A 20,148-nucleotide genomic window follows, 5' to 3' on the forward strand; every position below is an offset into this window, starting at 1 on the left:
CTTATCTATGCTTACTGATCAGCATCTTCCTCAACCTTCTTTAGCTGCTGCTGAAGATAACCTATCGGAAGAGCATCTTTTGCAGAAGGTACAAAGAAAACTTGTTTTCCAGACCAATTCAACTCTTGATTAAAAGCGCGAAGAATCTCAGATCCTGCAATTAGCTCATCTTCTGAAAAAGTACCTGTTTGAATCTTTGCTATATCTTTTTGCACTTCTTCTCGACGTTCAGTACTGCAATTACTTAGATCTGGGTTAAACAGAGCCTTTTTATCTTGTGTAGCATTATAATAAAAAGTCTTAATGTCTTCTGAAGAAATCGGAACAAATGAATCAAGCCGTTCTTGGTTTTTTCCTGCTACAGTGTATACTTTTTTTGAGCAAGGTCGTGTAAGTGTAGATAGTGCCCATGAGATACCACCTGCTAGATAGACTCTTGGTAAAGTTTGCATACCTGGTTTAAGCTGAACTTCACTGGCTATTTGTGGTATTAACTTTTTCTGCTTTAGATTCTCTGCCGCTTTCGTAAAATCAATATTTCCCTGGCTCTTTTTTACTTCCCTAGTAAAACGCCCTGTACCAAAAGGGAAAGAAAATGTAATGTGTTTATTATTAGAGTCAAGATAAGCTCCTTTCGTATTACTCGATCCGATATCAACTACAATAGTCTCGTTAAGTCGCCACGCTGGAACAACCCCATCAAAACCAAAACTAGCTTCTTCCTCTGAGGTGATAAATTTCATCGTCCTTCCAGTTGCTTGTCGGACTTCTTGGGCAATAACTTCCCTATGAGGAGCAGGAGCGTCCTGTACAAACCCACTACTTCCATATATCACTATTTGCTCACAGGAGATATTAAATCGCTTTTGGATATCCTGAAACGTAGACTTTACAGCTTTCACAGCTGCCAATTTTGAATCGGGGTTAGGAGCATTCACGTTTCGATCTTCAATTTTTTCTTTTCTAAAAACTACAAGTTTTGCCCCATCCTCATTAAGAGTTGCCAGTTCTTGAATCACTTTTCCTTTTACACCCTTACCACCTACCTCAATAGCACCAAACAAATTACCCGATTTCTTGACAAGTTTATCTGTACTGCATTGATTTCCGGTCTCTTTTGATGGCGAAGCTGAAGCTGACGCTGACGGATTCGGAGACGACGAACTAACAACCGCCCGACACCCAACCCCTGAAGCTGCAAGGATACCTGCAAGTAGTGAAATCGCGCTCGCTTTAAAAGGAGACTTAGAAGCGTCACCTACCACTTGTTCCTGTGTCAAATGAGATATGACACAATCATTACCATAGTTATTGTATGGCTTGTATATACCTTGAAGCTCTTGGTTAGGATGCTGCTGACCATTTTCTACAATGCCGTTGCACATCCATTTGTTCTGTTGCATAACACCTTAGTCCTGCTTTCTAAATCTTAGTAATACACGGAAGCTAATTTAAATCTTAGGGGTTCTGGTAGCAATTGAGTCAAAGGTCAAAAGTCAAGATCCAGATTTCTTGCTTGCCTGAACTGCCATAATACTTAACTGCTAAAACTTTAGCGCGCTTTGATCATTCTTATGAGCATGATCAAAGCGCGCTAATTATACAACAAATTACCAATTACCTGAGTTTGTATCATCCCATACTTGTAAAGACAATTCATTGAGATGGGTAAGGGCACTTTGAATTTGTGCATCTGTTCCCTGTAGTTCCAAGTCAAACCAACCATCTCCAACAGCATTGGCTCCCAAAATTGCCGCAGTAATATTCACAGTTACACCATAGTCAGAGACAAGACGAGAAATCACAGGTTCTTGGTGATAATCCTTAGGAATTCTCACTCTAATACGTTTGGTAAGTGAATTGTTATTTGTCATTTGTCATTTGGTAATAGGTAATGGGTAATTGGAATTAATAATTTCTCCCCTGCTCCCTGCCTCCCCAGTCTCCATTACCCCTAATCCCGTCCCAACTCATTCCACATCCTTAATGCGGGTCTTGCGTTCTAGAATTTCTTTCAATACCAGGGTGACAACTGCTAACAGCGCCAAAAGTACAGCAGCAGAGAAGGCGGCTTCAGTTTCATACTGTTTGTAAGCATCTTCTACAAAGAGCGGTAAGCTCTGAGTTTTATCAGCAATATTGCCAGATACAACCGAAACTGCGCCAAATTCGCCCATTGCTCTGGCATTGGTAAGGATTAAGCCGTAAAGTAAACCCCAACGAATACTAGGTAAGGTAACACGCCAAAATGTCTGCCAATCATTTGCACCTAATGTTCTGGCTGCTTCTTCTTGATCGCTGCCAAATTCTTCTAAAACGGGAATTACCTCCCTGGCGACAAAGGGCATACTTACAAATGATGTAGCTAGTACCATCCCTGGAAAAGCAAAGATAATTTGGATATCATGTGCTTGTAGCCAAGGGCCAAACCAGCCATTGCGCCCATAAAGCAGCACAATCATTAATCCTGCCACTACTGGCGAGATAGAAAAGGGCAGGTCGATAATACTCAAAACTATCGCTTTACCAGGGAACTTATGACGCGCGATCGCCCAAGCTGCACAAAGCCCAAAGACTGTGTTTAGCGGTACAGATATGAGCGCTAATAACAGGGTTAGCCAAGCTGCATGGAGAAAGGCGGGTTTAGATAAGTTGGCAAAGAACGGGCCTATACCTTTGCTAAAGGCTTGAATAAAAACATTGAGTGCTGGGATATATTGCACCAGCGCTAAATAGGCGATCGCAATCCCAATCAAAAGCGCTGGTACCCAACTCTTCGTTTGTTTGGGCTTGACTGTAGCTTGATCTGATGGCGTGGAGTGAAAACTTGGCTCATTTACCGTCATATCTTCTTGACCAGGCTTGTAAGAGATTAATTGCTAAAAGCAGCACCAAGGAAATTGTCAGCAAAACCATGCCGATGACAGTTGCACCAGAATAGTCATACTGCTCTAAGCGTTGAAAAATTAACACTGGTGCAATTAAATCTTGGTACGGTGTATTAGAAGAAATAATTACAGTAGAACCATATTCCCCAACTGCACGGGAGAAACCCAAAGCAATACCAGTGAGAATTGTGGGAAATAAAGGCGGTAAAATTACTTTCCAAAAAGTCTGCCATTGAGAAGCACCTAATGACCAAGCGGCTTCTTCAATTTCATGTTCCATTTCCTGAAGTACAGGCTGCACTGTGCGAACGACAAATGGTAACGAGATAAAAATCATTGCTACTGCTACCCCTGTACGGGTGAATGAGACCTTCAACCCCAATGGTGCTAACAGTGAACCAATCCAGCCATTATCACTATATACTGTCGCTAATGTTAAACCTGCTACCGATGTCGGCAGGGCAAACGGTAAATCTACGGTAGCATCAATGATCCGTTTTAAGGGGAAGTCGTAGCGCACCAAAATCCATGCTATCAAAGTCCCAAAAACCCCATTGAGCAGAGCCGCAAACAATGAAGTAACAAAGGTGACATTATAAGTAGCTAGTGCTAGAGGACTAGTAGCTATTTCCCAAAATCTAGCTGGCGGCTCCGTACTCGCTTTCAGAAACATCGCCGCGATCGGGAGAAATAACATTACTGTGAGGTAGCCGAAAGTGATTCGCCAAGTCCAGGGAATCTGACGCAACTTATTGAGAAATTTTTTCCAGCCCGGAGTTTCGCGGTCAGCTTCAAAAGAAGGAGATATAGCCATAGTGAAAAGCGTCAAGGGACAAGAGTCAAGAGTGGGAGAGACGCGATTAATCGCGTCTGTACTTAAAGGACAAAACCCAAGGGGTGAGGGTTAAAGGTTCAGGGTTTAGGGTCAAGAGTTATTTCTTTAACGCTCTTCCAGAAAATAAATTATGCAATGAGTGAGAGCAAATCTGATCATGAAATTCTTTCTCTCCTGCTCCCCTAGCCTCCCCTACTTACAACAGCGATTGTATATTTTTTAGTTGGAAGTTCCTGATTCTCTATTCTCTTATGCCTTAACGTTTCTTTTGGGCTTGAATCTTATCAAAGATACCCCCCTCAGCGAAGAACTTTTTATCAATTGCATTCCAACCACCGAAATCTTCAACTGTACCCAAGGTTTTAATTTTGGGATATTTGTCTGTCACTTCTTTACTTTGGGCTAAAGTCTCATCTACAGGACGGAATCCTAATTTGACAAATTCTTGTTGGGCTTCGGGAGTGTAAAGATATTTCACAAAACCTTCAGCGACTTCACGATTACCATGCTTGTCAACATTCTTATCTACTACAGCGATGGGATTATCGATGGAGATGTTGACATCAGGCACAATATACTCAACCTTCTCACCTTTTTGTTGTGCCAAAACAATTTCGTTTTCGTAGTTGATTAAGGCATCACCCTGACCTTGCTTGGCAAAGGTATCAGTAGCTTCGCGTGCGTCTTTAGTAAGAACTGGCACATTATTGTAAACCTTAGCTACAAAGTCTGTAGCTTTAGCTTCATCACCACCGGTTTTAACTACAGAATTCCAAAGTGCTAGGAAATTCCACTTAGCAACCCCTGAGGTTTTAGGATCAGCTGTAATCAGCTTGACTCCGTCTTTGGCTAAATCTGCCCAAGTTTTGATACCTTTAGGGTTACCTGGACGAGTCACAAGAGCAGCTACAGATTTGGAAACAATACCATTATTAGGAACTTCTTTTTCCCATCCTGGTTGAATTAATCCCGCCTTTTCAATCTTTTGGGTATCTCCAGCTAGTGCTAAGTGAACAACATCTGCTTCCAAGCCATCAATTACAGCACGAGTTTGAGAACCGGAGCCACCATAACTTTGTTTAAAGGTAACGGTTTGGTTATGTTCTTGCTTCCATTTTTCTACAAACTTAGGAATAATAGCTTCGTGTGCTGCTTTGGTAACTGCGAAAGAAACAAGAGTTAATTCAACATTTTGTTTGTTAGCAGCAACGTTACTAGCTGCAGGGGTTTCTGTGGCAGAATTATTATTACTACCACCAGAGCAGGCGGCGAGGGCCACACTCAACATTGTCCCTACCAAAAACATCGATACAAAGCCTTTGAGCGAATTTAGTTTGAACCGAGTGATGATTCGCTCAATACTCAGTTGCGATCGCTTGCGGGGGTGCGGCCACAGACTCATTCCAGATCCTCCTCTAAAATATCTACGGTGATTCTATGCAAATACCGTATATACACATGGTATATAAGATAATCGCAGGTATTGATAGCAAAAGGCAATAGGTAAACGGCGAATTCTCTATCGAGAATATGGTGTTTTAATATTTTATGTAGAAAATTCAACCTGTTTTTACTGAAAAATTGCAGATTTTTCACACCAAAATAAATTCAGATGATTTGATTGGGCGATCACTACTCATTCATAAGATTGCTAACTGTTAGATGCACTAACAATACATGCATTAATCGATAGATAAATAGTATTTTTTGTGTAAAACCCTTGATTCGCTTTGCACCATTCTGATAATCTAATTTTTACCAATTAAATACTGTATTTCGATAGTATTTTAGGTGTTTTAAGATATACCAGGCATTAAAGTTACCATGACGCACAAGGAATCTCAGAAGTCTTTCACACTACCCTCACTGCAAACATCTGCTTTATTGCTAGCAGCAGGCTTGGGTATTAGTGCTTTGCTTCCTGTTTATGCAGCAAGTAAAGTTTCTCAGACTGCATCTGTGAACCAGAAAACTCAATTAATTAGCCAAAACAAGAAAGTTGAAATCACCCTAGTTTCCTACGCCGTTACTAAGGCTGCTTATGAAAAAATCATTCCCCAGTTTGTAGCTAAATGGAAACGGGAGAAAGGCCAGGATGTGATTGTTCGTCAAAGTTATGGTGGTTCGGGTTCACAAACTCGTGCGGTGATTGATGGCTTAGAAGCAGATGTTGTGGCTTTAGCATTGGCTCTGGATACCAAAAAAATTGAGCAAGCTGGCTTAATTCAAGCTGGTTGGGAAAAAGAAAACCCCAATAATTCAATTGTGACTCGCTCCGTTGTAGCGCTAGAAACCCGTGCTGGTAATCCCAAAAAGATTAAGACTTGGTCTGATTTAGCCAAACCAGGGGTGAAAATTGTGACAGCGAACCCCAAAACATCAGGTGGTGCTAGGTGGAATTTCCTAGCATTGTGGGGAGCGATCGCTAAAAATGGTGGTAATGAAACTCAAGCTCGGAATTTTGTCACCCAGGTCTTTAAAAATGTCGTTGTGTTACCAAAAGATGCCCGTGAATCCAGCGATGCTTTTTATAAGAAAGGACAAGGAGACGTTTTACTCAACTACGAAAACGAAGTCATTTTAGCAGCCCAACAAGGTAAGACAGACACTTCTTACGAAGTTCCCGCAACCAACATTTCTATAGATGCTCCAGTCGCAGTTGTAGATAAAAATGTCGATAAACATGGTACTAGAGCAGTTGCGGAAGCTTTCACTAAGTTTTTGTTCACAGCAGAAGCTCAACGCGAATTTGCGAAAGTAGGGTTTCGTCCAGTGAACTCTACTGTGGCTAAAGAAGTACAGAGTAGATTCCCCAAGATTTCCCGGCTCTATACAGTTGGAGATTTGGGTGGTTGGAATACTGCTCAGAAGAAGTTTTTCGACGATGGTGCAATCTTTGATAAAATCCAGAGTGGGCGCTAATTCGATATTTTGTTAACAGAGAGAGGAAAAATGGTAAAGGTTTGAATTACCATTTTCTTTTCTCCTATCTGAGTTATGTCAGGATGTCAAATAACTATCCTGATTTGTTAACCACACACAAATAATATTCTTAAATATCCTTCAATGTGGCATGATTATCGAACTGTAAGTAATGTTTGATAATCTGCTCGACACTATTACCACAGCTATTAGCTAGCAACTTAAGGTCAGCACCATTATTAGCTTGAATGCTAATAAAAGTATGACGAGTAGAATATGGTTTTAAATATTCAATTTGCTTGTCTTCTGCTAACTTTTTTACTACCCCAGGATAGCGGTAAACTTTACCGTTAACCTCAACGGTATTACCCGCCCAGATATCTGTTAGGGTATTACTTGAATATTGTTTTCCGGAAATAGTTTTAAACACTAATTCATTATCTCTTTTACCATTACTATATAATTTAATTAATAAATTAATTAATCTGCTCATTCCTTGCATTTTGAAAAGCCTATTTTTATTGCTTTTAGTCATGCCAGTGCTGCTGTCAAAAGCCTCTTTAAAAAATATCCAACCTTCATTGAGTTTAATATTTCTCCACTTCAAAGCGAATACTTCACTATGCCTACAACCAGTGAGAAACAAAAATTCGATTAAATCAGCACCATGCTTGATAGATGGTTGTTCAGAAGTTCTGAATGCTTGAATAATTAAATCTCTCTCTTGGAGACTGTATGCCCTATAATCTTCAACATTTAAAATTTTTTGAGGCTTTTTCGATATATTGTAAGTTTTTTTGATTTCTAAAAAATAATCCTGTGTCAATTGCTGATTGCTGATTGCTCGTTGACACATATTGCTCAACAAACTAAATAGCTTTTTAATCTGTTGTTTGTTGCTCTGTTTGCGAGCAAGCTGCTCAATTAAATTATTAGCTGTATCCAGATTTAGCTCTGCAGCTAAAAAGTCCTTAATTAGGTTAGTGTAAACAACGAAATTTTTTTTATAGGTAGTTTTTTGAATCTGCTTGGTTTGCAATTTCCAATTCACAAATTCATGCCATAATTCACCCAGCAGAGGTGGCTGTATCAGATTTTGTAACTGACTAATTGTGGTTAATTGCTTAATCGTTAAATATTTAGCAAGTGTTGGGTCAAAACAACTGCCATCGGGATGATCGATGTCAGCTTGTATTCTGGCTGCTAGTTGATTAGCCCATTTTAGATTTTCTGGCGTGTCAGTTCTCCCCAGTCCTTTATAAGCTTGTCGCTTGTGATAAAACTGCTGGCTAATACGAGTGCTGAATTGTAGCCTTAAATTACCTTTATCAGAACCGACACGTATATCTGCTAATTTGATAGAATCCTTGCTACTCTTACGATTTGAGTACATAGTAAATTTCTAGTAAAAATAGCAATTTTATCAATGACAATTACTAGAATAGTTGATTTTCCGTCTTTTGATGAAAGCAGGAATGGGGTTGTTGTAATGGTCGAGCCACACAGCCAATCAGAGCAAATGCAGCAAGTTGTTTACCGCATTTTAGATGCCAATTTAGATCGCGCTCGTGAAGGCTTGCGAATTGTTGAGGAGTGGTGTCGCTTTGGACTGAATAATGCTCAGTTCACTGGAGAGTGTAAACGCTTGCGGCAAGACATAGCTCATTGGCATACAGCTGAATTGCGAGCAGCGCGAGATACACCGGGTGATGCTGGTACAGACTTAACACATCCTCATGAGGAAAAACGCACTAGCATCAAATCTGTGTTGCAAGCTAACTTTTGCCGTGTCCAAGAAGCAATGCGGGTGCTAGAAGAATATGGCAAGCTGCATGACCCTAACATGGGTAAAGCTTTTAAGCAGATGCGGTATCAAGTTTATACCTTAGAAAGCAATTTATTGGGTTATCAACGCCATCAACTATTATGGCGATCGCGTTTATATTTGGTAACCTCGCCAGCCGAAAATTTGCTATCAACGGTAGAAGCTGCTCTCAAAGGCGGATTGACTTTGGTACAGTACCGTGACAAAACTGCTGATGATGGTGTTCGCCTCGAACAAGCCAGAAAGCTGCGACAACTATGCCACCTCTACGGCGCACTGTTCATTATTAATGACCGGATAGATTTGGCTTTAGCAGTAGATGCTGACGGCGTACATCTGGGACAGCAAGATATGCCGATTGAGATTGCCAGACAATTACTCGGTTCTCATCGGATAGTTGGTCGTTCCACTACAAATGCTGAAGAAATGCAAGCAGCACTGGCGGAAGGCGCTGATTATGTTGGTGTAGGGCCAGTATATGAAACACCCACCAAAGAAGGTAAGCCAGCAGCAGGTTTACAATATGTCAGCTATGCTGCCAAAAATTGCTCTATTCCCTGGTTTGCTATTGGCGGCATAGATGCCAATAATATCAATGACGTGATTGATGCTGGCGCGCAACGTGTAGCGGTAGTGCGATCGCTCATGCAAGCAGAACAACCCACCCTTGTGACTCAATATCTGCTCTCCCAACTCAATCGCATTAAACCAGAATCTTAAATAATTCCAAAATCAAAAAAAATTTTCAAAAATTTGTGACATTTTATGTCTGACGAAATCACGCTTCAGGTTAATGGGGAGAACCATAACTGTTCATCCCAAACACCTTTACCCGAATTACTTCAAAAACTAGGTTTCAACCCCCGCTTAGTCGCAGTAGAGTACAACGGCGAAATTTTACATCGCCAATTTTGGGAGCAAACAAAAGTGCAACCAGGCGATCGCCTAGAAGTTGTCACTATTGTTGGAGGTGGATAAGGTTTGTCATTTGGTAAAGGGTAAAGGGTAATTGGTAATCGGTAATTGGTAATCGGTAATCGGTAATCGGTAATCGGTAATCGGTGTTTGTTATTTTTCCCCCTGCTCCCTGCTCCCTGCTCCCCTGCTTTTTCCCAATCCCCAGTCCCCAGTCCCCAGTCCCCAGTCCCTACTCCAACTTATACAGCGAACGGTGAAGGGTTTTGCGCTTGGCTAACTCTTTGCCTTTGCGACCAAGTTGTTCCCGTAGCTGTTGGTCTTTACACAAGCGATTGAAAGCTTGAAACACTTCATAGCCAGAATAAGGATTAACTAAGATGCCGTTTTCTTCATGATGAATGGCATCAATAACTCCGCCTAAACGAGAAGCAATTACTGGTTTACCAAAGTAACTCGCTTCTAAGTAAACGATACCAAAACCTTCCATACTGCTAGCTTGGTTCTCGACTAAATTCAGCATGGCAAAGATATCGCAGGCTGCATAATACCCAGCTAATTCGCGATCGCTTATTTCTCCGGCAAAGTGTACCCTTTGGTCAACTCGTAAGCGATTAGCCAGGGATTTCAGTTCCGCTTCACAAGGGCCTTGCCCACAAATTATATAGTGAACATCCACGCCAACAGTCAGCAGTAGCGGTAGGTTGTCAATGATGCGGTTAAAGCTTTTATGCTTGACAAGCTTTCCTACAGAGAGAATAACTACTGCTGTTTCGGGAATATTGTACATTTGGCGGACATTTGCACGTAATTCGCCCAAATTACCAGGATTGATTACATGGCTAAATTTATCCGCCCTCACCATTGGGTTGATAACGTGGGTAGGAGTCTCTAATCTTAACCTTGTTCTGAGATAATCCTGGGTAAAGGAACTGTTGCAGACAATTCCCTCAGCTCGCTTGAGTGTCAATTTAAATAGCGATCGCCATAAGGGATTACGTAAGCCACAAACAATATCATTCCCGTGGAGGTAGATGAAAAAGCGAATTGGTAAAAAATAACTTAGTAGTAATAGTGAAGGGAATTCGTAGCCATGACCCCATTCAATATAGCGATAACGATAGCGAAAATAAAGTTTGATTGCTAATACAAATGAATAAATGAGGTTGATTAAAGGATTGAAAAAACTCCAATCTCTCAAAATAGGCCAGCGATAGACAGGAAACTTTTGCACTCGATCAAATGCTTGATCGCCTGCACAACTAGCTGCTAAAACAATTATCCGCTCTGGATCTTGCAGACAGCGATTATAAATATATTCACCAATAATTGCTTCTTTTGGCAAGAAACTACGGGATATTACGAGAATGTCTGGTAATGCAGTTTGTTCTCTAACATTTCCCGCCAGTTGTGAAATATGTTCCATAATAAATGTGATAAGTATAGTTAAAAAAAATTAATTTTTCATACTATCAACAAAGCGCAGAAATGAGTGATAATTAACCGCTATCCTTGAGCATAGATTGTCTGAATTGAAAAAAATTCTCATTGAGGTATGAACTCAAGGATAAAGCAGAAAGCATAATTATTTGACGCTATTCACATCTTAACTCGCCTCAATTCTGCAAGTACAAAGCAGTGACTTTTACATTTGGGTGCATCACTTGTACGGTTACCCTCCTCCGTAGTAACAAGTAGTGTAGGAGACTTGCCTAATGTGCAGCCTCCACTAGCTATCGAGCAAAAATTCCTTTGGGTAATACCAATAGGAAATTTTCCTCCTCTGTATCTAATTTTCCACTCTTTTCTCATTCTCGCCAACAGCTATTCCGTAACAACCTCTAATCTCTATATTTTTTTTAACATTAGTTTTGAGCATCAGTAACTGATTTCGGCATGGCAAGAGTATTTAAACTAAGGCTGATGAACTTTTAATACGTTGATTTAAAAAAGCATATTTTTTCATCCTTTTTTGAGTGCTTGCAGTATACTAATGCCAGCATTTTTTTGAAAGAGTATTTTGAGATATTCAATTATTTGATTTGTTAATTTTCTTTTCAATTGTTCACCACTTAAAATCTGTCTACCTAATTAACAAGCATTGAAATTTGGGACTACCAGCGAAATCAATTGCTCATAGACTTTTGTTTGTGGTAATGACTAAATCGAGTTTATATCAATAGAATATCTTGGAACTAATTGAGATTCTGCCAAAATGCCAAAAAATTGCAGTCGTTTTTAGTAAAAATTAAGTTGCTGATTGGTATCAACAATCATGCACCTCTAGGTTCAGCAATACCCCAAAGGCTAGATGCAGTCGGCAAAATAATTCCTCAGTAATTATGGTAATTAAGGAAATCTCAAAAGTAAATACCACAATTACTTGCCAGCTAAATCTATTTTGATAATTATCAAGTCAAATTACTGTAATTCAGATAACGAATTTGCAAGGGAATGGGGAATGGGGAATGGGTAATGGGTAATGGGTAATGGGTAATGGGTAATAATAATTTCCCTTTTTTCCTTTTCCCCTTTCGCCTTTTCCCCCTCATCCCCGTTCCCAGTCCCCAGTCCCCAAATGATTAATTGATCACAAAATTCCCGCGATCGCACAAGAATCTGAGGTACGGTAATCTACTCAAGAAATCCCCCCTAAGCTTGCTGTCTAGGCAAGATATGACGCGGTACATTGAATATGTAGCCAAGAAAAATGAATATTACAGAGAGCTACTGCCAATCAAACACTCGCTTGCTTGCTACGGGCTGGCGTTACTGACCAAGCAAATCTCTCCTAGCAGCGTTGGGAGAAATCATCACCAATACCGTTTTTCAAGCAACTGTATTATGCGTAAAAAACTACAACTAGCCATCAAACCGCTGTTAAAAACTGTTTTTGTCCTCAGCCTGGTGTTAACTCTAGCACTTGGTCACGCTGATGGAGCGTTAGCCGCCCGTAGTGGTGGACGAATCGGTGGTGGTTCCTTTAGAGTACCTTCTAGCCGCACTTACACACCTCGCACCTATGCGCCTCCAGGTGGAGGTGGATATTACGCCCCTTACCCTGGTGGTGGTTTTGGATTTCCTTTCCTGTTACCTTTCTGGGGTATTGGCGGCGGATTCGGCGGATTATTTAGCATCTTAATCTTTATTGCGATCGCTAATTTCATACTGCAAGCCTTCCGCCGGGCTAGCAGTGGAGATACTAGCACCGACGATGTAGGCTATAGCAGCAATCCCGCTGTATCTGTAACTCGCTTACAAGTTGGATTATTAGCTCAAGCACGTGGTTTACAAGGTGAACTTGACCGCATTGCTGAAACCGCTGATACTAACTCCCCACAAGGTAGAGCAGAAGTTCTGCAAGAAACTAGCCTAGCTTTACTCCGCCATCCAGAATATTGGGTATATGTTGGTGGTGGTACACAACAAGCTAAATTGAATTCAGCTGAAGCTCAATTCAACCGTCTCTCACTAGCAGAACGCAGCAAATTTAGCGAAGAAACCCTCTCTAACGTTAACAACCAACTCAGAGCAGCACTAGCTAAAGAAGCTTTACCTGGTGCTGAAACTCCTGAAAATCCCACTGATTTAATTACCTCTGGCCCTGGAGAATATATTATCGTCACCTTACTAGTGGCAACTCTGGGCAAGTCTGCAATTCCCTCAATTAACAGTGCTGATGATTTGCGTCAAGCATTGCGCCAAATTGGTGGTATTCCTAGCGAGCAACTTCTAGCTATTGAGGTGCTTTGGACTCCTCAAGCTGCAGGTGATACTCTGACTTCTGATGATTTGTTAGCTGAGTATCCCGATTTGACACTTGTTTAATTCCATCAAATTACTAAAATACGATAAAACCGCTTGCTGACAGCAAGCGGTTTATTGTTTCGGTATAATCATGTTAATTATATTTCTTCCTTATCGATTTTATAATAGCAAATTTATTGACAACAGTCAATCTCTCCAGAGAACAGTTTTGATCAAGTTAATATATGGTGGCAAATTGCGATCGCAGTATGGCGTAAATAAACTACCCATTCTCAACGAAGGAAATGCTGAGACTCTATTCATTTTTAATTTTTAATTTTGCGTTCGCGTAGCGTGTCAAAGACAAAAGTTGCGTGCGGGGGTTCCCCCCGTTGAGCAAACTTTTCAAGACGAATTTTGAATTCCGCTTTGCGGTTTTCCCCTCAACCGTCTCGGCTTGCGGATAGGACGCATTGCTTCTCGACCCAAGACAAACAATCCCGCAACACCTAAGCAAACAAACCAAACATATTGATACCAATATTGTCGCATCTGCTCTACTGTGCGTAATTCTAAGTGTAGAGTGCTGAAATGAAGCAATAGTATAACCGTCATTAACGCTGCAAAACCAACGAAGCTTAAACCAACACGAATCCTTGCAGGTCGTAAATCAAAGTCACCAATTTCGTCTAAATCAATTTCTGCTAGTTGTTTTAAAGATTTATCTGCTACGGATGAGGCTGTTTGTAATTTGCTACTCAACTTGGGAGGTAAAATCGGCGTGAGAGATTCTACAGCTGGGCGACGTAGCAAAGCCTCAGTGTCTCGCAGCAATTCCAAAGGCTTAGGAGTAGTCTCTGGCTGTGGCAATTCTTTGTTTTCTGTAGCAGATGTAGTAGTAGCTTCGCCTTCAAAATCCATACACAGCAAGTTTCTGAGTAACTAGAATTATCAATAGCCTAGCGAATCAGTTAGGGACTAGGCAAATAGTTAAAGCAAAAGCCTGTTTTGTTGAAGGGGGAGTTCCCCAATCCCCAGTCCCCAGTCCAGGGTGCTTTCATACAAAAAAAGAAAAATACATAAGTCTTGATTTCTCGTTTTTTAGCATGGCTTTTTCCCTCTCTCCAAACCTCTCTCCCTGTGGGAGAGAGGCTTTAAAACCCAGTTTTAGTTTTTTCTCTGCTTGTATGAAACCACCCTGCCCATACCCAATCCCCAATCCCCAATCCCCAATCCCCAATCCCCAATCCCCAATCCCCAATCCCCAGTCCCCAATCCCCAATCCCACCCCTATTCACATGAACTTTAAAAAATTGTCGTTAAGGCTTCATCTATTTTTGCGAAACTCTAGCTATTAACCGCTACCTTCTGAGTGGGAGAGTGCTAAATTAATGTCGCGTCTTTGTGGCAATTAATGGTAATCCACAGCTTTGTTTTGTGATTATCCTGGCAAGTTCCCCAGGTAGTTGTTTCTGTAATAGGTTGTATGATTAGCGATCGCAGGTAAACTAATGGCTCTATTAAAACGACAACAATTTTTAATGTTGAGTGCTGTATCTGCTGCTTGTTCAGTAGCTGCATTTCCGCTGCAAGTTCTCAGCGCCCAGCCTCAGCCAGGGGGTGAGGGGGTGCAACAAATGAATATTTTGCAAGCAATTATTTTAGGTTTCGTACAAGGACTGACAGAATTCTTACCCATTAGTAGTACAGCCCACTTAAAAGTTGTACCTGTGGTTTTGGGTTGGGGCGATCCGGGGGTAGCGTTTACAGCAATTATTCAATTGGGTAGCATTGCGGCGGTGCTGTGGTACTTCTGGCCGGACTTGGCGCGAATTATTAAGGGTTCAGCCAGAGCGATCGCTCTCAAAGATTACAATGACTATGACTTGCGGTTAGCCTTGGGGATAATTTTGGGAACTTTGCCAATTATCTTCTTTGGGCTTTTAATTAAAAAGTTTATCCCCGACTTTGATAATTCTCCTATCAGAAGCTTAAGTGCGATCGCCATTGCTTCTATCTTTATGTCTCTACTACTAGGATTAGCAGAACAACTGGGTAAGCGTCAACGTAACTTTGAAAAGCTGACCATGAAAGATGGCTTATTAATGGGTTTGGCGCAATGTTTAGCATTAATCCCAGGGGTATCTCGTTCTGGTTCTACCCTCACAGGGGGGTTATTTATGGGGTTAGAACGGGAAACCGCAGCGAGGTTTTCATTTTTGCTAGGGATTCCCGCCATTACCCTAGCGGGGTTAGTGGAATTAAAAGATGTTGTCGGCGCAGGTTTAAGTAGCGATGCGATGATTCCCCTAGTTGTAGGCGTGATTTCTGCCGCTATCTTCTCTTATATTGCGATCGCAGGTTTGTTGCGCTTCCTCAAAACCCAAAGCACCTGGGTATTTATTTGGTATCGATTGGCATTTGGTGTAGCTATTTTAGGGGCAATTAGTGCTGGTTTATTGAAGAATAGTTAATAGTCCTTGGTCATTTGTCCGTAGTAGTTCAACACACAAATATTGACAGGTGTAGATTGGGGAAAGGGAAAAGGGCAAAAAGGAAGGGTTTAAAACCTTTACCCTTTTCCCCTTACCCTTTCCCCCACCTGTCAAAAAACTTTGGGAGGCTACTAGTCATTAGTTTTTAGTGACAAATGACCAATAACAAATGACAAATAACAAATGACTACAATTCACCCCGCCAAAATTAGTAAAGTTTTACCAGATTCCATCGCGGCTGAAATCGGCTTTGAGGTGGGGGATGCGATCGTTGCAATTAACGGTACAAATCCCCGCGATTTGATTGATTATCAATTTTTATGTGCTGATGAGGTTCTAGAACTAGAGGTTTTGGACGCATCTGGTAAAACTCATCATGTGGAAATTGAAAAAGACTATGACGAAGACTTAGGGCTGGAATTTGAAACGGCGCTGTTTGATGCTTTAATTCAGTGCAATAATCGCTGTCCCTTTTGCTTTATTGACCAACAGCCACCAGGAAAGCGTTCTAGCTTGTATTTTAAGGATGACGATTATCGTCTGAGCTTTTTATATGGTTCCTATTTAACTCTTACCAATTTACCAGAGCGGGAATGGCGGCGGATTGAACAGATGCGTCTGTCTCCTTTATATGTTTCTGTTCATGCTACAGAACCAGACGTGAGAATTAAACTCCTGAAAAATCCCCGTGCTGGGCAAATTTTACAACAACTCAAGTGGTTCCAAGAAAGACGGCTGCAAATTCATGCCCAAGTCGTAGTTTGCCCTGGTATAAATGATGGCTTACACTTGGAACAAACATTAGAGGACTTAGCGTCATTTTATACTGGCGAAGTGCCGACAGTGGCATCAGTGGCAGTAGTCCCTGTGGGTTTAACAAGATTTCGCCCCGAACAAGACGAACTTACCCCTGTAACACCAGAAAAAGCGCAAGAAGTGATTTCCCAAGTGCGATCGCTGGCTTTAGAGTTTCGCCAAAAGTTCGGTTCTAGCGTGGTTTGGTTGGCTGATGAGTGGTTTTTAATTGCAGGTGAAGAGTTACCCAGTGAAGCTGAATATGAAGAGTATCCCCAAATTGATAATGGTGTTGGTTCGATTCGGTTATTTCTCAAGCAATTTGCAGCTGCGGCCGAATCACTCCCAGCTAAAATTTCTCCTGAGAAGAAATTAACTTGGGTAGTTGGTAATGCAGTTGAGCAAGCATTTCAACCCATACTCACACAATTAAATGCTGTGACGGGTTTGCAGGTAAATATGCGTGCCTTAGCTAGCGATTATTGGGGGCAAAATATTAGTGTTACCGGTTTATTAACTGGGCATGATTTAGTTCTAAACTTAAAAGGGCAAGATTTAGGTGATGGCATTTTGCTGCCAAATGTCATGCTTAAACATGGTGAATTGATATTTTTAGATGATATGAGTATTGAAGAAGTTGCTAGCAAATTGGGAACTAAAATCTTTCCCATATCAGGAATTGAACAATTAATCAATACCTGCATTGGCTGAAATAGGAAGGATGAAGTGTAAAGTGTAAAAGATGAAGTCAGAAGTAGATGTCTTGCTGATTTTGGGCAAGCAAATATTGAGATGCTGAGAATTTATACAAATTCCTTTAAGGATAGGATATTTTTATACTTTATACTTCCTACTTCAGTTAATTATTAAACAAACAATTAATCTAAGTAAGGAGTGAGGAGTGAAGAATCAGGAAAAGCGTGTTACCAAATTACAATTACAACTAAAAAAAGCCGGATTCTTCATTTTTAATCTGCAATTTTTACTATTAAATAGTTTGGGAATTATACCAGCAATTGCGGCAGATGAAGAACCTGTATTGAGCATAGTTTATAGTCAAGATAATAGTAATCAATGGTCAACAATTACTAATCGCTTGCAAGCGGCTGGGGTGAAATATTGTGTGATTCCCTTAGCTGATGTGCGAAGTGCGACAGATTTGGGCGATCGCAAGGTATTATTTTTGCCTAACGTTGAGACATTAACACCAGCACAAACTATCGCTTTAGAAGAATGGATGAGTAAAGGCGGGCGTTTAATAGCTAGCGGCCCTGTAGGAAGTTTATCAGCGCCAGGAGTTCGCCAATTATTGCGGAGTATTGTAGGCGGTTTTTGGGGATTTAGTTTGAGCGAAAAGCAAGAGCTACAACCAGCAAAAACCAAGCTACCAGAAGACTGGGTCAACCAAGAAGGGATGTTTGGCAAAGTACATGGTGGCGTAATCTTACCTGATAGCGTCAGTACACCTGCGGCGGTGTGGAAGAGTACAGATAATCAGCCTGCGGTAGTCACTACTGACCGTTCTACTTTGTTAGGCTGGCGCTGGGGTGTAGATGCAGTTGCAGGTGCAGAGTTAGATAACGCTTGGTTAAAAGCTGCGATCGCGCGTTATATGAAGCTACCACCCAGTGCTAGTAGAAAGGTCGAAGGTGGTTCACCTACTTGTTCTACTTCCACAATTGCTAAATCTCCAACGCCAGCGTCACTACCACCAGTGATTACAACTGCGATTCAACCAGTTGTGCAACCGCCAATTACCAATACACCAAAACCACAAACTAAAACGCCACCAAAAGCGATCGCCACTGCTCCCCAACTTAGACCATTAGTGAATGTCACACGTCAGAATTCGCGGGAGCCGATTGACGCACTAGAAGACACAGTGCGGTTGGATGTAGTACCCAACTCGAATGTACCAATTAGTAGCGGCGATGCGATCGCGCTGCAACAGGAGCTAGAAAATCTGATTGGGCGTGTGGAAAGCTCTAATTTAGCGGCTGCTACTAATGGTACTAATGAAGATATTGCCAGCAATACCGAAGGGCTGAAGGTAGATCGCCCCAACTTAATTGCTAGTCGGTCTGGCGTGCAAATACCAGAAACAGCCGTAGCAATTACTCAAGCCAGAGAAATAGCCAAAAATATACCTGTGTTGGTAGCACAAAAAAATTATGCTTTAGCACGTCAGCAGTGGCTCACAGCCAAGGCGAGTTTGTGGAAACAGTTTCCCTTAAATCGCAGATTGGCTCAACCAGAAATTCGCTCAGTTTGGTTAGATAGAGGCACAATTGTCCGTGCTGGTAGTGAGCAAGGACTAGCGCAAATATTTGATCGCTTGGCACAATCTGGAATTAACACGGTATTTTTTGAAACCGTCAACGCTAGTTACACAATTTATCCTAGCCAAGTTGCACCCCAACAAAATCCCTTAGTTCGCGGTTGGGATCCATTAGCCTCAGCCGTCAAATTAGCCCATGCGAGAAATATGGAACTACACGCTTGGGTTTGGGCTTTTGCGGCGGGTAATCAGCGTCACAATGAAATTATTAACGCCAAGCCAGATTATCCGGGGCCAGTGTTGGCGGCTAACCCCGATTGGGCAAACTACGATAATCGTGGCAACATGATTCCTATCGGTCAAACCAAGCCCTTTTTTGACCCAGCCAATCCCCAATTGCGGCAATATTTACTCAGGCTGTATGAAGAAATTGTCACTCGCTATCAAGTAGATGGGATTCAATTAGATTACATCCGCTATCCCTTCCAAGACCCCGCCGCCGGGAGAACTTACGGCTATGGGAAAGCCGCCAGAGAACAATTTCAGCAACTTACAGGTGTAGATCCCACGAAAATTTCTCCTAGCGATCGCGATTTGTGGCAAAAGTGGACAGCATTCCGTACCGAGCAAGTTGATAGTTTTGTTGCCCAAGTTTCCCAACAACTGCGACAAAAACGCTCTAATTTAATTGTCTCCGTGGCTGTATTTCCCCTACCAGAAATAGAACGCATTCACAAACTGCAACAGCACTGGGAAGTTTGGGCTAGGCGCGGAGATATCGATTTAATTGTGCCCATGACTTATGCTTTGGATACTCCTCGCTTTCAACGGCTAGCACAACCTTGGATTGCTTCTACACAATTAGGTGCAACTTTATTAGTACCGGGAATTCGGCTGCTTTCTTTGCCCACTGTAGGCGCATTCGATCAACTGCAATTGGTAAGAGATTTACCTGTTAGCGGTTATGCACTTTTTGCTGTTGATAATTTGAACAACGAGTTCCACAAAATCTTTAGTAATACTCAAGGGAAAGCCCAACCCACTAGCGCCGAACCGATTCCCCATCGTCAACCTTTTCAAGCAGCTGCTGTGCGTTATAGCGCCTTACAACGAGAATGGAAATTTATTTTGCAAAACGCTCAAATGCGGATGCCTACAACTACAATTGCTGAGTTTAATAATCAAGCACAAGTTCTACAAACAGCTTTATCTCAACTAGCAGCCTCACCTTCTGCTAGTAAGTTCATCACTGCTAAAGCTGCACTCAGCCAATTCCAATCTCAATATCGAACCTGGATGCGCCAAGAAGCAATAGAAAATCCTTATCAAGTCAAAGTCTGGGAGAATCGTTTGGCAGCAATTGAACGTTTATTGCGTTACGGCGAACGACGGTTGCAGTCTCGTCCTTAAAGGCAGAGGGGCAGGGAGCAGGGGGCAGAGGGGAGTAA

The 20,148-nt window shown here is 41.7% G+C and carries 15 protein-coding genes; 7 read left to right on the forward strand and 8 right to left on the reverse strand.

What is annotated here, in order from left to right; translation table 11 throughout:
- Window positions 1-11: 11 nt before the first annotated feature.
- The 5 genes from AACU25_RS10000 to AACU25_RS10020 form a co-directional block, all read right to left on the reverse strand.
- Window positions 12-1,403, reverse strand: a complete 1,392-nt coding sequence (locus AACU25_RS10000) for a Ppx/GppA phosphatase family protein (RefSeq protein WP_096575172.1) — start codon at window positions 1,401-1,403, stop codon at window positions 12-14.
- Between the two features lie 207 nt (window positions 1,404-1,610).
- Window positions 1,611-1,874, reverse strand: coding sequence for an NIL domain-containing protein (locus AACU25_RS10005; protein ID WP_096575174.1), 264 nt, complete (start codon window positions 1,872-1,874; stop codon window positions 1,611-1,613).
- Window positions 1,875-1,970: 96 nt separating this feature from the next.
- Complete coding sequence (gene cysW, locus AACU25_RS10010; protein ID WP_096575176.1) at window positions 1,971-2,846, reverse strand: sulfate ABC transporter permease subunit CysW; 876 nt, start codon at window positions 2,844-2,846, stop codon at window positions 1,971-1,973.
- A complete protein-coding gene (gene cysT / locus AACU25_RS10015) occupies window positions 2,833-3,702 on the reverse strand; it encodes a sulfate ABC transporter permease subunit CysT (protein ID WP_096575178.1) in 870 nt (289 codons plus the stop codon). The genes cysW and cysT overlap by 14 nt, the downstream gene beginning before the upstream one ends.
- 277 nt (window positions 3,703-3,979) lie before the next feature.
- Entirely contained in the window at window positions 3,980-5,125 is a 1,146-nt protein-coding gene (locus AACU25_RS10020) for a sulfate ABC transporter substrate-binding protein (protein ID WP_096575180.1), read from the reverse strand.
- Window positions 5,126-5,547: 422 nt separating this feature from the next.
- On the opposite strand from AACU25_RS10020, the gene AACU25_RS10025 reads away from it, so the two are divergent.
- On the forward strand, window positions 5,548-6,645 hold the full coding sequence (locus AACU25_RS10025; RefSeq protein ID WP_096575182.1) for a sulfate ABC transporter substrate-binding protein: 1,098 nt from the start codon (window positions 5,548-5,550) through the stop codon (window positions 6,643-6,645).
- 130 nt (window positions 6,646-6,775) lie between these two features.
- On the opposite strand, the gene AACU25_RS10030 is transcribed toward AACU25_RS10025, so the two are convergent.
- Entirely contained in the window at window positions 6,776-8,038 is a 1,263-nt protein-coding gene (locus tag AACU25_RS10030; protein WP_096575184.1) for a tyrosine-type recombinase/integrase, read from the reverse strand.
- 33 nt (window positions 8,039-8,071) lie between these two features.
- On the opposite strand from AACU25_RS10030, the gene AACU25_RS10035 reads away from it, so the two are divergent.
- Window positions 8,072-9,190 (forward strand): thiamine phosphate synthase, encoded by a 1,119-nt coding sequence (locus AACU25_RS10035; RefSeq protein ID WP_096575186.1) that lies wholly within the window; start codon window positions 8,072-8,074, stop codon window positions 9,188-9,190.
- A 45-nt stretch (window positions 9,191-9,235) separates the two neighbouring features.
- Window positions 9,236-9,448: a sulfur carrier protein ThiS gene (gene thiS / locus AACU25_RS10040; protein WP_096575188.1), complete on the forward strand. Its 213-nt coding sequence runs from the start codon at window positions 9,236-9,238 to the stop codon at window positions 9,446-9,448.
- 169 nt (window positions 9,449-9,617) lie between these two features.
- On the opposite strand, the gene AACU25_RS10045 is transcribed toward thiS, so the two are convergent.
- On the reverse strand, window positions 9,618-10,811 hold the full coding sequence (locus tag AACU25_RS10045) for a glycosyltransferase family 4 protein (protein WP_096575190.1): 1,194 nt from the start codon (window positions 10,809-10,811) through the stop codon (window positions 9,618-9,620).
- A gap of 1,418 nt (window positions 10,812-12,229) precedes the next feature.
- Here AACU25_RS10045 and AACU25_RS10050 point away from each other — a divergent pair.
- Entirely contained in the window at window positions 12,230-13,213 is a 984-nt protein-coding gene (locus AACU25_RS10050; protein ID WP_096575192.1) for a DUF1517 domain-containing protein, read from the forward strand.
- Between the two features lie 324 nt (window positions 13,214-13,537).
- Here AACU25_RS10050 and AACU25_RS10055 read toward each other — a convergent pair whose 3' ends face one another.
- On the reverse strand, window positions 13,538-14,053 hold the full coding sequence (locus AACU25_RS10055; protein ID WP_096575195.1) for a hypothetical protein: 516 nt from the start codon (window positions 14,051-14,053) through the stop codon (window positions 13,538-13,540).
- 590 nt (window positions 14,054-14,643) lie between these two features.
- Between AACU25_RS10055 and AACU25_RS10060 the strand changes: the two genes are divergently transcribed.
- The 3 genes from AACU25_RS10060 (at window position 14,644) to AACU25_RS10070 (ending at window position 20,110) form a co-directional block, all read left to right on the forward strand.
- Entirely contained in the window at window positions 14,644-15,606 is a 963-nt protein-coding gene (locus AACU25_RS10060; RefSeq protein ID WP_096575197.1) for an undecaprenyl-diphosphate phosphatase, read from the forward strand.
- Between the two features lie 204 nt (window positions 15,607-15,810).
- Window positions 15,811-17,133, forward strand: coding sequence for a TIGR03279 family radical SAM protein (locus AACU25_RS10065; protein ID WP_096575199.1), 1,323 nt, complete (start codon window positions 15,811-15,813; stop codon window positions 17,131-17,133).
- Window positions 17,134-17,323: 190 nt separating this feature from the next.
- On the forward strand, window positions 17,324-20,110 hold the full coding sequence (locus AACU25_RS10070) for a family 10 glycosylhydrolase (protein ID WP_096575201.1): 2,787 nt from the start codon (window positions 17,324-17,326) through the stop codon (window positions 20,108-20,110).
- The last annotated feature ends 38 nt before the right edge of the window (window positions 20,111-20,148 follow it).

The sequence above is a fragment of the Tolypothrix tenuis PCC 7101 genome (genome assembly GCF_963874875.1).
Classification (GTDB): Bacteria; Cyanobacteriota; Cyanobacteriia; order Cyanobacteriales; family Nostocaceae; genus Aulosira; species Aulosira tenue.